The 14,619-nt window shown below is 41.4% G+C and carries 11 protein-coding genes; 9 read left to right on the top strand and 2 right to left on the bottom strand.

Annotated elements, in window-relative coordinates; all coding sequences use genetic code 11:
* Positions 1-135: 135 nt before the first annotated feature.
* The 7 genes from AC5EF3_RS01840 (at position 136) to AC5EF3_RS01810 (ending at position 7,473) form a co-directional block, all read left to right on the top strand.
* Positions 136-1,008 carry a LysR family transcriptional regulator gene (locus AC5EF3_RS01840; RefSeq protein ID WP_493546809.1) on the top strand — a complete coding sequence of 291 codons (873 nt, stop codon included), beginning with the start codon at positions 136-138 and terminating at the stop codon, positions 1,006-1,008.
* Between the two features lie 339 nt (positions 1,009-1,347).
* Positions 1,348-2,190: a hypothetical protein gene (locus AC5EF3_RS01835; protein ID WP_493546808.1), complete on the top strand. Its 843-nt coding sequence runs from the start codon at positions 1,348-1,350 to the stop codon at positions 2,188-2,190.
* A 5-nt stretch (positions 2,191-2,195) separates the two neighbouring features.
* On the top strand, positions 2,196-3,374 hold the full coding sequence (locus AC5EF3_RS01830) for a GNAT family N-acetyltransferase (RefSeq protein ID WP_493546807.1): 1,179 nt from the start codon (positions 2,196-2,198) through the stop codon (positions 3,372-3,374).
* An 85-nt stretch (positions 3,375-3,459) separates the two neighbouring features.
* A complete protein-coding gene (locus AC5EF3_RS01825) occupies positions 3,460-4,017 on the top strand; it encodes an rRNA large subunit pseudouridine synthase E (protein WP_493546806.1) in 558 nt (185 codons plus the stop codon).
* Between the two features lie 136 nt (positions 4,018-4,153).
* The gene (locus AC5EF3_RS01820) at positions 4,154-6,598 is read left to right on the top strand and encodes a GAF domain-containing protein (protein ID WP_493546805.1); all 2,445 of its coding nucleotides are present in this window, start codon (positions 4,154-4,156) and stop codon (positions 6,596-6,598) included.
* 16 nt (positions 6,599-6,614) lie between these two features.
* Positions 6,615-7,037 carry a response regulator gene (locus AC5EF3_RS01815; RefSeq protein ID WP_015827448.1) on the top strand — a complete coding sequence of 141 codons (423 nt, stop codon included), beginning with the start codon at positions 6,615-6,617 and terminating at the stop codon, positions 7,035-7,037.
* Between the two features lie 28 nt (positions 7,038-7,065).
* A complete protein-coding gene (locus AC5EF3_RS01810) occupies positions 7,066-7,473 on the top strand; it encodes a response regulator (protein ID WP_493546804.1) in 408 nt (135 codons plus the stop codon).
* Between the two features lie 102 nt (positions 7,474-7,575).
* On the opposite strand, the gene AC5EF3_RS01805 is transcribed toward AC5EF3_RS01810, so the two are convergent.
* Together AC5EF3_RS01805 and AC5EF3_RS01800 are read right to left on the bottom strand one after the other, a co-directional pair.
* On the bottom strand, positions 7,576-9,786 hold the full coding sequence (locus tag AC5EF3_RS01805; RefSeq protein WP_493546803.1) for a Tex family protein: 2,211 nt from the start codon (positions 9,784-9,786) through the stop codon (positions 7,576-7,578).
* A 213-nt stretch (positions 9,787-9,999) separates the two neighbouring features.
* The gene (locus AC5EF3_RS01800) at positions 10,000-11,874 is read right to left on the bottom strand and encodes a DUF885 domain-containing protein (protein ID WP_493546802.1); all 1,875 of its coding nucleotides are present in this window, start codon (positions 11,872-11,874) and stop codon (positions 10,000-10,002) included.
* Positions 11,875-12,368: 494 nt separating this feature from the next.
* On the opposite strand from AC5EF3_RS01800, the gene AC5EF3_RS01795 reads away from it, so the two are divergent.
* Together AC5EF3_RS01795 and AC5EF3_RS01790 are read left to right on the top strand one after the other, a co-directional pair.
* Positions 12,369-13,601, top strand: a complete 1,233-nt coding sequence (locus tag AC5EF3_RS01795) for a thiamine pyrophosphate-dependent enzyme (RefSeq protein WP_493546801.1) — start codon at positions 12,369-12,371, stop codon at positions 13,599-13,601.
* A gap of 4 nt (positions 13,602-13,605) precedes the next feature.
* Positions 13,606-14,619: an alpha-ketoacid dehydrogenase subunit beta gene (locus tag AC5EF3_RS01790; protein ID WP_015827453.1), complete on the top strand. Its 1,014-nt coding sequence runs from the start codon at positions 13,606-13,608 to the stop codon at positions 14,617-14,619.

The following is a 14,619-nucleotide window of genomic DNA, read 5'->3' as shown; positions in this document are numbered from 1 at the left end:
AGCGAAATCAAGGTTCATCATTTAAATACCTCCCAAGTTCAATTTATGGGCGCTGCGCCTCTTATGGCACATTGTAACATTCTTGGTTTAATAGATAAAATTGAAATTAAACTAATCATGGTATAGTTTTTATCTATGATTGATCGCTACCTTCTTCGCTATTTCCTTGCCGTTGTAGATCATGGAAATTTTTCTCGAGCTGCAGTTCATTTGAATGTGGCCCAGCCAACCTTGTCCGTGGGAATAGCTAAGCTTGAAAAAATATTAGAATCTAAGCTGTTCCATCGCGCAAATCGACGAATACATCTTACAGATTCTGGTACTAGATTGCTTGAATATGCGCGACGAATAGAAAGTGATTTTAACCAAGCAGAAAGGGCGGTGCGGGGACAGGAAGCACAGCCAGTTCTTAAATTAGGGATATTGACGAGCATTCCAGCAAAGATTTTGTCTGATGCAATCGTTCAAGCTAGACATTTTGATGACAATGCCAAGGTTGAGCTTGTCGAGGGTAGTGAACGCGAACTCACAAATCATCTTGCGCGTGGTCGTGTAGATGTTGCTATGACGCTTGTCGAGCGAGGCGGGGAACGTTTCCTGGAAGAGACACTCTTTAGAGAGGGATATTCCATTGCTATGCCTGAAAATCATGCTTTAGCAGACCAAGAAATTATTCCCGGTGAAGCTTTGGCTGACAATACTATGATTGTTCGTAGGCATTGTGAGGTGTTGTCTGAAACGAGTAAGCATTTTACAAAAAGGGGCGTTCGCCCTTTTTTTGCGTACAAATCATCAAATGACGAGCGTGTACTGGAAATGATCAAAGCAGGATTAGGCGTGACGGTAATGCCTGACAGTTATGATTGTAGTTACATCATAATGCGAAAAATGGCAGGGTTTGACCTAGTGAGGTCTGTTGGTTTGCTGTGGGCACCGCATGCAGAAAAATTGTACCATTCACCGCCTGTGATTATTGATGTTTTACGAGCAAAAATGACAAATCCATAGAAATTCATGTGAATTCAAATTGGTAGAGGAAATAAGAGGTTTTTTCTCTCTCGGCGAGTTTTGTGTGCCGGTTTCATAAAAAAGCTGGTCGCTTTATTTGTTATTGAAATGATGATGTAAAAAACAGTTTATTTTTAATGTATTCGGCATATTAGTTGCAAAGAAATTGGAATACAGAAAATAAATCAGACGAACTGCTTATTCAATTGGTTGGTCTAGTGTTTTCCGTTTTAGAGTTTTTGTTTTCAAGCAGTTGGTGTTGATATGCTTTTCAAATGGCCAGAGGATACGTCTGTATGCTTTTCCAAAGAAGTTATTGCTGGTGAGCATGACGAGCATTTGAGTGAGAAATACTCAGACGATGGCTTGGCTGATTTGCTAGACCGTTACCCTCGTGAAAATATGGGAATTTACACATTTCCTGCCCACTCAGAAGGACGGGTTAAAGCAATCCATGGAAGAGCTGATAATTTATCTGGGGCTGAACTCCTTGAGGCGGTAAAGCGAGGGCAGATTTGGTTAAATTTGAGAGCAGTCAGTAAATATCTTCCCGAATATGCAGATGTTCGAAATAAACTTTTTTCTCAACTAGATTCAGCAGCAGGTATCAAAACATTAAAGCAAGATATCGGTGTCCTAATTTCTTCTCCAAATATTCATGTCCATTATCATTTGGACATACCATTTGTGTGTCTGGTTCAGGTGAGGGGAGAAAAATATGTTTCTCTTTATCCACCGCATGAACCCTTTGCGACTGCCAACCAGATTGAGGCAGTTGTTTTGCGTGAACAAGAAGAAGAAATGGATTTTAAATATAGCTTTGATGAGCATGTATCAAAGGTGCACATGAAGCCAGGAGTAGCAATTACTTGGCCTCAAAATGCTCCGCACAGAGTGCAGAATGGCAATATGATGAATGTTTCATTGTCATGTGAATATATGACAGCTTCAGGATTATTAAAAGCCAATGCAATGTATACAAATGGAAAATTGAGACGTCGTTTTGGTATGAATCCGTCCATTCCCCAAAATACTGGAGCAGCTGTCATGCTAAAAGCTGTTGTTGCAAGGGCTCTAAAAATTCAGAAAAAACCAACGGTTAAAAAAGTCACGCCCATTACTTTCGAAATTGATAAAAATACTCTTGAAGTGCGACGGATTGATGAGAGTTCCAACGTGTAACCCAAATGGAAAAAAATACTGAGGTTTCACGGGTGGTTTTATTTGTTGCAAAAGATATTTCTGAAGTAACTCATGCTGAGTGGAAACAATGGAAATTCTTAAATTCTTCTCAAAATTGCTATAGCTCTCCTTTGTTGGAGCCTGAATTTGCAAAACTGATTGCTTCCAATAATGATCATGTCCGAGTTATATTTGGACAAGTCGGTGAGAAGATTGTCAGCGTTTTTTGTGGTTCTGGTCGTGTTGCAGGAATGGTACGCCCCCTTGGTGCACCATTTGATGATTATTCAGGGCCTTTGATCGCAGAAGGCTACCAGATAAGCATGAATGACATGCTACGGGCGGGTGGTTGGCATAGTTATAGAGGTGAAGGTTGTGCGACTCCTGAAGGTGTGTTGATGGACGCCAATTTTGAGAGTCGAGGCTATTCTTTTGTTGCGCAAATTGAAGACGGAAGTGCAGCAGAATATCTTGCAGAGCGATGGAAAGACAATCCAAAAAGAATGAAAAACTTTCGGCGGCTTAGTCGGAAATTGGATAAAGATTTTGATACCGTAGAACTCAGATATGGTGTGAATAATCCTTCAGATATTCAACAACTTTTTAATTGGAAAAGTAACCAATTTAGCAAATCGGGTCTGGTAGATGTGATTGAAGCTGAGAAAAGTTCTACAGTTCTGCAGGCGGTGTCTTCTGTAAAATACAATGAAGAAAATAATTTTGGTGGATATCTTATTGAACTTAGGGTGAACGGTGCCCTTGTGGCAGGTCATTTTGGTTTAAGGTCAGGTGAAAATTTTCATCCATGGATATCAGCGTATGATCCCGATCACAGTGAGTTGGGGCCGGGAATTATACTTCTCTATCGAGCTATTGAAGCGATGGATGAGATGGGGTTGAAATCTTATGATCTCTCTGGTGGTCACGATCACTACAAGAAATATTTTGCAAAACCATCTCGTGAGGTTGGAAAACTTGTTTATTTCCGTCCAACAATTTTGGGGACTATTCAAGGCGTTGGGTTTAAAAGTTGGAACCTATTTGGAACGAAAAATGAAAACTCCATAGCTTCAAGAATGCGGAGGCGGTTTGATCATTTAGCTATTTGTGAGACACGATTAATGCCTCGTTTAAAAGGTTTTTTTGAAGCTTTCTTAAAAAGACATAATACGCAAAACAGTTGATTTTGTATCTCTCACCTCGGTTCAATAGAAATAGGCGAACAAGAGGGGATGGCATTAAATATCTTATAATGGCATAGAGATTCACATGTCGAATATTCTCCTTTTTAATAAACCATTCAATGTGCTTTCACAGTTTACTGACGCTGGAAATGAAGCATCTTCTCGCCGGACCTTATCTCACTTTATTGACGTACCCAATGTGTATGCGGCGGGGCGATTAGATAAGGACAGTGAGGGTTTATTGGTCCTCACAGATGACGGTAAATTGCAACACCGTATAAGCGATCCAAGTAATAAAATGGAAAAAAGTTATTGGGTTCAAGTTGAGGGGATTCCCGACGAATCAGCGTTGGACCTGTTGCGGGCTGGAGTATTATTGAAAGACGGTATGACCAAGCCGGCTAAAGTCAAACTGATGGACCAACCTGTTGACCTTTGGGTGAGGGAGCCTCCTGTTAGATATCGAAAAAGCGTACCAGATAGTTGGATTGAGATCACAATCTCAGAAGGACGAAATCGGCAAGTCAGGCGAATGACCGCTTGTGTTGGATTTCCTACTTTGCGTTTAATTCGATATCGAGTGGGGAATTGGACAATAGATGGCATTGAATCTGGAGATTGGATTATGCACTCCAAGAAATAATGTTTTTCATATCGGCGTGTCTCTTTAAGTTGCGGTATACTCATATATTATCTGGTTATGATTTATTCATATGAAGAGAGATATAAATCTGGGGGGCAGTTGGCTGGAATGTAAAAAATGTTGAGGCAATGTCCAAATGGTTGATGACAAGAATGAGCAAGCACGGTTAGCAACGTTAGCCGCATTGAAAATACTGGATACAAAACCAGAAGCACAATATGACAATGTGACTGCGCTTGCTGCTGAAATGTTTGACGTTCCTATTGCTCTCGTTTCGCTAGTGGACGAAAATCGCCAATGGTTTAAATCCAATTGCGGATTAGATGGTGTCACTGAAACTGCTCGTGACATCTCTTTTTGCCAGCATGCGATAAAGTCTACAAATGTTATGGTTGTTGAAAACGCCATTGAAGACGAAAAATACGACCAAAATCCCCTAGTTATAGGCGAACCCAGTATTCGTTTTTACGCTGGCGCACCGTTGATTACAGAAGAAGGGCACGCCCTTGGAACGCTTTGTCTTATCGATAGAAAACCTCGAAAATTCTCGGCACAGGAACAAGCACTCCTTGTGAGATTGGCGACAACAATCAGGGATATGATTGTTAAAAATACACTTGAGCATGAAATTATTGAACTCGCTAAAGCAGCTCGAAAAGAAAGTGAAATTTCACGTTCAATCTACGACGCAAGTGAGGCAGTGATTTTAAGGCTGGAAGCTGTTTTCAATGAGCAGGGTATTGTTTCCGACTTTACGCTACTTGGTGCAAATGCCGCATTGGAATTAAATACGGGACAAAAATTATCGAGCCTCATCGGAAACAAAATGTTGGATCTATTTCCCAACATTAAAGAGGTGGGGCTATTCGCACTATATTCAAAAGTTGTTAAGTCGGGAAAATCAGAAACTGTAGAAATAGAATATACTGATGATACCATTAGTGCATGGTTTAGGGTCAAGGCAGAACCTTGCGGCGTAAACGGGCTGACAGTTGCATCTACACCTATTTCTCAAAGGAAGAATTTTGAAGCGACTGTTAAGGCGCTCAAAGCTATATCTCCACTTGCGCATTCGGACCCTACTAAATATTTAGAAGAATTGCTTGAGTTGGGTCGACGAACTTTTCATGCGACAGATGGGTTTGTATCAAATATTCAGGACAAAAAATATTTGGTGAAAGCATATGTTGGTGAAATGGAAGGACTAGCTGCAGGTGTTGAACTTGCCTTACCTGATACTATATGCGCTGCTGTTGTCGAAGAGCAAACAGCCCTGTCATTTGACGACCTTCAGTCTAACGAGACTAAATGTCATCCGGCTGTTCCTCAAAATGAATTTGCTAGTTACTTAGGCGCTCCAATTTTTGTGGATGAAGAATTCTACGGAACAATTAGCTTCGTAAGTGACGTTAAACGGAGTTCGCCTTATCCAACGACGGACCTTGAGTTGTTGAGCATTATTGCTGCAAGTATTGGGCATGCAATTGAATCACAAAAGGCGTTTGAAAAATATGCACGTTTGAACGATGAGTTGAGAATGGTGCTGGATAACGTACCGGCGCGGATTTGGTATAAAGATAATAACAACAAAATTCTAAGAGCTAATAAAGCAGCTGTTCTCTCAGTGGGTTTAAATGACCCATTAGAGGTAGAGGGCGTTGCTACTGAAGATTTGTTTCCAGAGATTGCCGAGAAATACCTTCAAGACGATTTAAGAGTCATAGAAAGTGGTAAACCACGCAGAAATATCGTGGAATCTTACGCGCCTACGAACGGTATAGAGGGATGGATATCTACAGATAAGATTCCAATGATTGGTGAGGATGGGAATACAACTATTCTGGCAGTAGCAACTGATATAACGGAATTAAAGCTGAAAGAAGAACAATTATCTAGGCTTAATGAAAGTCTGTCAGATTTCGCGTTTGTGGCTTCACATGATTTACAAGCACCCCTTCGTCAATCTGCAATGTTCGCTGAACTATTTGCCGATGAATTGAAAGAGCATGAAATCGTTTTACCGACTTTGGCGGCAGAGTATTTCGATGAAATGGAAGATGGATTACGGCGAATGAGAGTTATGGTTCGTAGTTTGTATGACATGTTTAAGTTGGACAGTGAAAAAATAAAAAAGAAGATCACTGATTTCGAACAAATCGTTGTGCAAGCTCGAAAGCAAGTAAATTCGGAAGTTGAAGCCGTTGGCGCAAATATTGAAATCGGTGATTTTTTTCAACACAATGTAAATGAAGAATTACTCGTTCAAGTTATTCAAAACCTTGTTGTCAATGCCTGTAAATATTCCATGGCTGACCAATTGAACATTAAAATTCATTCTCAAATAGATGTTATAAATCGACAAAAATGCATAATCGTTGAAGACAATGGTGTAGGCATAGCTGAGCAATTTCAGAAAAAAATATTTGAACCTTTTAAACGCCTTCATCATGGTAAAACTATTGAAGGTGCAGGAATTGGTTTAGCGTTGTGTAAAAAGATTATGGCTTTGCATGATGGTGATTTGTACGTAGACTCTAGCTTTAAAGATGGTGCCAAATTTGTGATGGCATTTGGTTATTAGATATTAGGAATTTATTATGCCAAAACAAATTGGGATACTAATAGTTGAAGACGATCTTAAAGACCAAAAATTCATCCTGCGAGCATTGAACAAAGCAGATGAAAATCTGCAAATTGAAATCGCTAAAGATGCTGAATGTGCTTTGGAAGTCCTGAAAAATGGAAGCAATCCGAGAATAATTGTTACAGATTTAAATATGCCAGGAATGGGCGGGCGCGGGTTGCTGGACGTTTTGAAGTCGGACGATCGCTTTAAAAATATACCGACGATTGTTCTTTCCACATCTGAAAATGAGACAGATGTTGATGACTCATACAGCCGTAAGGCTAATGCATATATGGTAAAACCGGATAGTGTGGCGGGATATCAAAAAGTAGCATCTCTATTAAATGAATTTTGGCTAAAAGAAGTTAAGCTGCCAAGAGCTTCAACGAATTAAATTATAACATAAAAATGGTTGACCAAATATGGTGATTGATAATGCTCAAAAGAGCCGAGCAAGAAATCCCAGCATTCTCGTCGTTGACGATCATGCCAACATCTCAAAATTGGTAGAAGCTTATATTATAAAAGCAGGTCTTAGTCATATCAGAATCCAGCATGCTGACTGCTTGGAAATTGCATGTCTGAAAATAGAAACAGATACACCTGACTTAATTTTACTCGATAATTTACTTCCACCGCATTTTGACTTTCGTCAATCAATCAAGGAATTAGATGGGGCTTTTTCAGGGCCTATCATACTGTTTTCTAGTGAAATTCCTATAAATATAGGCGAAGAGGATGCTGACCAACGCTTGGCAGCAATAATATCTAAAGATGATATTTCTAGCAAAAGTTTCATAGAAACAATACAGCAACAAATTTCTATTTGAAGAAGAAGGTCGCAATTTCAAATTTCGTCATTTTGCGACTTTCATTTTCGTATCAGATGCAATCGTCGTACAATGTAGCTGTTGTGTGCGTGTTCGACGATCTTAGGATCGCCGATTATTAGATTGCAGTTCCGGTTCTGATTTCATGCTGAGACCAATCCGTTTTCTTTGAACATCTACCTCCATAACCGTCACATTTACGATATCACCTGCTTTGACGATATCGTGAGGGTCGCTCACAAATTTGTCGGCTAATTGTGAAATATGAACAAGTCCATCCTGATGTACACCTATATCCACAAAGGCTCCGAAAGCTGTTACATTTGTGACGGTACCTTCCAATTTCATTCCTGAGTTTAAATCTGATATTTCTTCTACCCCATCTTGTAGCGTGGCAGTCTTAAAAAGTGGTCGCGGGTCACGACCGGGTTTTTCAAGTTCAGCGATAATATCTACTACAGTGGGAATACCGAAAGTTTCAGTCGCGAAATCTTTTGGGTTTAACCTGGAAAGAAATTCTTTGTCCCCAATCAGGCTGCTTATTGTTCGGCCCGTCTTTTCAGCAATTTGTTTTACCAGAGGATATGCTTCAGGGTGAACTGCTGAAGCATCAAGGGGATTCGTGCCATCAACAATTTTCAGGAAACCAGCTGCTTGTTCATAGGCTTTAGGCCCCATACGGGCCACTTTTTTGAGAGTCGATCGGTTCTTAAAAGGACCATTTTCATTTCTAAAAGCAACTATATTATTAGCTAAGGTTTCAGATAAACCAGAAACGCGAGAAAGTAACGGGGCCGACGCCATATTAACATCAACTCCGACAGAGTTCACACAATCTTCCACGACGGCGTCTAGTGATCGAATTAAAGCTGATTGATCCACATCATGTTGATATTGACCAACACCGATCGCCTTGGGGTCTATTTTTACTAATTCAGCCAAGGGGTCTTGTAGGCGTCTAGCAATTGAGACAGCGCCGCGAATGCTTACATCCATATTTGGGAACTCTTTAGCCGCTAACTCAGAAGCAGAATACACAGAGGCACCTGCTTCAGATACAATGACTCTAGTCAACTTCAATTCTGGCATTTTGCTTGATAACTCTGCGACAAGTTTATCAGTTTCGCGACTTGCTGTTCCATTGCCTACGCTCACAAGTTCTACTTTGTGCTTCTTACAAAGTGTAGCCATGGTGGTTAGCGAGCCCTGCCAATCTTTACGCGGCTCGTGTGGGTAGATAGTTGCTGTATCAATTACTTTTCCAGTTGCATCAACAACTGCAATTTTACATCCTGTTCGTATTCCCGGATCCACCCCCATAACCACTCGAGCGCCCGCTGGTGCTGCGAGTAATAGGTCTCGCGCATTTCGAGAAAATATTCTGATAGCTTCTGTATCTGCTTTTTCTTTTAGGCGTGAAATTGAATCATTTGCACTAGATGAGGCTAGCTTGGACTTCCAGGCTTTTTCAGCTGTTTCAGACATCCAGCTATCACCTGGACGCCCCTTATTGGATATTCCAAATTCTCGCATGACCACACCAACGGCAGGATGTTTTTGACTTGGCAAATGTGGCACATCAAGATTGATTTTCAGCACACCTTCTTTTTGACCTCGAAGCAGGGCTAACGCACGGTGTGATGGCATATCGCGAATGGGTTCATCAAAATCAAAATAATCGGAAAACTTAGCTCCTTCCTTTTCTTTCCCTTTTACTAATTTTGAACCTAACTCCCCATTATTCCATACTTTTTCTCTCACCGGACCAACAACCTTAGGTGTTTCAGCTATACGTTCAATAATGATATTTCTGGCACCTTCTAATGCTGCATTCAGGTCTGTGATACCATTATCGTTAGAGACAAAAGCGAGAGCTTCTTTGTCTGGAGCCAGAGATGGATTGAGCAATAGTTTCTCTGCCAAAGGTCCTAAACCCGCTTCTATTGCTATTGATGCTTTCGTGCGCCTCTTGGGCTTAAACGGTGCATATACGTCTTCTAACTCAACTTTTGTTTCAATCTTCAATATTTGACGCTCTAAATCTGGTGTGAGTTTTTCTTGATCACGGATAGATTTTAAAATCGTTGATTTTCGATCGTTAAGCTCGGTGAGATAGGTTAATCTTTCAGATAGTTTTCTAAGTTGAGTATCATCCAAACCGCCTGTGACTTCTTTTCTATATCGGGCAATAAACGGCACAGTGGAACCTTCTTCTAATAGTGTAATTGCCGCTAATACTTTGGCGTCGGGAACTTTAAGTTCACGAGCAATGATTTGCGCTGTTTGATTTTTTACAGAAGAAGAATTTTTCATTTATGCACCTTGGTGGCCGATGGTTCGACTGATCGGATAAATAGTAAGCTTGTGAAATGCTTTAGGTAATGAAGTGCTCCTGAACTCATTTATAGAAGGTTTACAAGCAAGAGTATGGTTAAAATATTTTTCTAAATTCCCATTGCAATGGAGACTCACAAAAAAGGCTCCAGAAAAATTTCCGGAGCCTAGAATTTTTTAAGCGGCAAAATGCTATTGTGCTTTTACCGAAGTAATCCAGTCATTTACACGTCTTTCCAGAATTGTAAGTGGTAGGGCACCACCACTGAGAACTGTATCGTGAAAACTGCGAATGTCGAATTTGTCGCCAAGTTCTTCTTCTGCTTTCTTTCTTAATTCTTGAAACTTTATCATTCCGATTTTGTAGCTAGTCGCTTGTCCCGGTAGAACCATGTAACGACGCACTTCAGAACGCGCTTGGTCAGTTGTTATTGCGGAGTTTGCTTGGAAATATTCGATAGCTTGTTGTTCTGTCCAGCCCTTAGAGTGTAGTCCAGTGTCTAAAACTAGACGTATAGCGCGCCAGATCTCTGAACCTAAACGACCAAACTCTGACAGAGAGTCTTCATAAGTGCCTGGCATTTCCTTGGCTAGCCATTCTGTGTACAGAGCCCAGCCTTCAACATAGGCTGTAAAACCAGCTTGCGTTCTAAATATTGGAATACCTTCTAGCTCTTGTGCTATTGATATTTGCATGTGATGGCCGGGAAGGCCTTCATGATATGCAATCACCTCAAGCTCACGTTTTGGCATTGCTTCCATATCTAGTAAGTGGGCGTAATATATTCCTGGGCGTGACCCATCTGGCGTACCGGGGAAATAATGTTGAGCAGCGCCTGCTTGTTCACGGAAGGGTTCAACTCGACGTACTTCTAGATCTGCTTTAGGTAGAATGCCGAAATAGTTTGGTAGTTGCGCTTTGATTTTATCAATTGCAGCTGTCGCGTCGTCTATATATCCTTGGCGCCCCTCATCAGTATTGGGGTAGTAGAGGCGTTCATCGGATTTTTCATCACGCAAGAAAGCAAAGAAATCTTGTAAACTTCCTTCAAATCCAAATTCTGTTTGAATTGCTTCCATTTCGCCTCGTAAGCGATCAACTTCCTTTAAACCTATTTCGTGAATCTCATCTGCTGTGAGCGTTGTCGTAGTTTGGTTTGCCAGTCTTTCATTATAAAAATCACCACCAGAAGGTAGTGCGCTTACACCTTGAGCAATTTCGTTGGCGTTTACTTTGTCTTCAACCTGCCATTCGATGAGCGATTGGTAAGCTGGCTTCCATTTTTCCAAAAGGGTGGTTTTGATGTCTGCTCTTAGTTGCTCCGCTTTGCTTTCATCTATTGCTTCAGATTCAAGTAGAGCATCTATTTTTGTATTTGCATCAGCCCAAACAGCATTATCTTCACCACTTTCATCAAATGGTGCGCCTGATATGATTTTTTTGGCTTCTTCAATCACTTGTTCAAATGCAAAATATGGTGGCCGAACGCCTGTAGCAGCATTCTCTTTTGACCTGACAATGAGTTGGTCTATAGCACGTGCAGATTCGCCAATTCGTGATAGGTAATTGTCCATATCATCTGCATCTTCAACCTTATGAAATGCAATTAATAGTTGTGGAAAGAAGCCATGAACAGCATTCATCTGTTCAAATACATACCCATTTGTAGGAAAATTTGCTGCTGCATCAGATTGTGCAAATTGATAAGCCGCGATGTCGTAAGATGTTTTTGCTTCAGCTGAAAGTTTATCATAGTCAAATGAGGCTTTCATTTCCGAATCTTTTGAACGCTTCCAGCTAAGAATGCTCTCTTCGTGCTCTTTTGATAGGTCGTCGATTTTATCTTGATCGCTATCTCTACCAAGGAATGTTTTTTGGATTGGACTGAACGCTAGCTCTTCTTCAAATTTTTGATCCAACCATTCATTCAAACGCTTTGATTCAAGTTCAACTTCTTCAGCTGTGAATGTGGTTTCTGATTTTGGTTCAGATTTGGTGGGTGTGTTGGGCTCACATGCTGCTAGCATTAGTATGGTCGCTAGAGCTGTTAGTGTTGTTTTGCTCATGGAAATTCCTCATCCCGAATTTTGTTGATAAATGATTTTTGGCAGCTCTTTTGCGATACAGCAAGGTGGCTTGAGCGCTCTGCGCATGAAATACGCCTAATTATAAATTAACTTAGATGATATTGAGGGTTTTTGATCATTATTTAGTCAAGAAATCTTTATCTTATGAATTTTGAGAATTTCTTTTGTGATAGGAGCGAGAGCTAGTTGTTTTTGCTGTGAGTTCGCCTGCGTAATGTCAAATTTCCAACGATATTGCGAGGGTTATATATTGCTAATATTCGTCGAAAGTGGAAGCTTTGTACTGTAAATTTTAAATTACTCGCAAAAATAATAATAATTATTAGTATATATTGGTCTATTATTCTGTTATATTGGGTGGTGCGGAAGCTTGTCTGCGGTATTGGGATGGCTTCTTGAACTATAGCAGATGAAAGCAGTTAGCTTACATAGATGGGCAATTGCTGGCGTTCTGTCCGGAGGAACTCAATGTAATGTCAGTTAAAATTAATTTTCCAACCCCCTCGGCGAGACCCGGAGATATCCCGGATTTTTCAAATTATAAGTTTCCCGACCCAGGAGTTTTGTCAGTACCACCATTGGAGATGACCGCAGAAGAATCTCGAGAGTACGCAAATAGTCTTATTCGTGTTCTTGATAAGGAGGGGAATGCCGTTGGCCCGTGGGCAGAGTATCTAGGTGAAGAGGGTCTTGAAGATGCGTTGCTTCAAGGTCTCCGCGATATGCTTCAGATGCGCGCGATAGATGCGCGAATGTTAAACGCCCAAAGGCAAGGTAAAACGACCTTTTATCTGCAATGTACAGGCGAAGAAGCAATTGGTTGTGCATTCCAGAAGCAACTGCACCCAGGTGACATGAATTTTCCTACATACCGCCAACAGTCATTATTGGTTGCAAGTGGTTATCCTTTAAAAAGTCTTTTTGGTCAGTATTATCAAAATGAAAATGACCCATTGAGCGGGCGTCAATTACCTACGCTACATTCAGCTAAAGACTATGGCTTTTTTACTATATCCGGAAACTTAGGTACCCAATACGTTCAAGCTGTTGGGTGGGCTATGGCAGCGGCTCTAACTGGTACTGACAATATCTCTGCAGCTTGGATAGGAGATGGTGCAACTGCCTCAAATGATTATCATTCTGCGATGGTGACGGCTGCGGTCTACAACCCGCCAGTGATATTGAATGTGGTCAATAACCAATGGGCGATATCTAGTTTTTCAGGAATAGCAGGTGGCTCAGCATCAACTTTTGCGAGCCGTGGGGTAGGTTATGGAATACCGTCTATTCGTGTAGACGGAAATGACTTTCTAGCTGTTATGGCAGCTACAAAATGGGCAACAAAGCGCGCGCGTGGTGGATACGGGCCAGTTGTTATCGAATGGGTGACATATCGTGTGGCGGCGCATTCCACCTCAGATGATGCATCCGCTTACAGACCTAAAGAGGAAGCAGACGCTTGGCCTTTAGGTGATCCAGTTGAACGCTTGAAACAACATCTCATAAGTCGCGGAAAATGGTCCGAAGCGCGGCATAAGCAAGGGGTGGCTGAGATTATGGATGAAGTCATTGCAGCTCAAAAAGAAAGTGAAGCATTGGGTACTTTTCTAAATCCCCAATACCTTTCTCCGTCAGCGATTTTTGAAGGCGTATATGAAGAAATGCCGGAGCATTTGAAACGTCAGCGTCAAGATATGGGGGCATAACGAAATGGCTCAAATGACTATGATTGAAGCGGTACGATCTGCCATGGATGTTATGCTTGAAAAGGACCCCAAAGTTATCGTTATGGGGGAGGATGTTGGGTATTTTGGTGGTGTTTTTCGTTGCACAGCCGGATTACAAAAAAAATACGGTATCGAACGCGTATTCGATACGCCTATAAATGAAAGCGCTATTGTTGGAATGGGAGTTGGCATGGCCACGCAAGGAATGCGTCCATGCGTTGAAGTTCAATTTGCTGACTATATGTTTCCTGCTTATGATCAGATCACTCAGGAGGCTGCACGTATTCGTCATCGCTCCGCTGGTCAATTTACTTGCCCAATGGTTATTCGTATGCCGACCGGAGGTGGTATTTTTGGTGGACAGACGCATAGTCAAAGTCCAGAAGCACTCTTTACTCATGTCGCGGGTTTGAAAGTTGTACAACCTTCATCACCTCTTGATGCCAAAGGGCTTCTGATTGCAGCTATAGAAGATCCAGATCCCGTTATATTTCTTGAACCCAAACGAATTTATAACGGTCCTTTTGATGGCCATCACGACACTAAATCTGTTGGTTGGGCGGGGCATCCTTTAGGTGAGGTTCCAGAAGGTTATTATAAAACCCCATTAGCCAAAGCTTCAGTTTACCGTGAAGGTGAAGCGATAACGATCCTAGCCTATGGCACAATGGTGTATGTCGCCGAAGCTGCGGTTAAAGAGGCTGAAGTTGATGCGGAAATTATTGATTTGCGCACTTTGTTGCCACTTGATTTAGAAACAATCGTGGCATCTGTGCAGAAGACGCGGCACTGCATGATTCTTCATGAAGGAACCCGAACATCTGGTTTTGGTGCCGAGCTTATCGCTGAAGTTCAGGAAGCCTGTTTCTACCATCTTGAAGCACCTATCAAGCGCGTAACTGGTTGGGATGCGCCTTACCCGCATGCGCAAGAATGGGATTATTTCCCAGGTCCTAAACGCGTCATCCGAGCAATTAAAGAAACTTTGGAGGCTTAA

Source organism: Hirschia sp., assembly GCF_058892565.1.
This window is presented reverse-complemented; position numbering and strand designations above follow the sequence as displayed.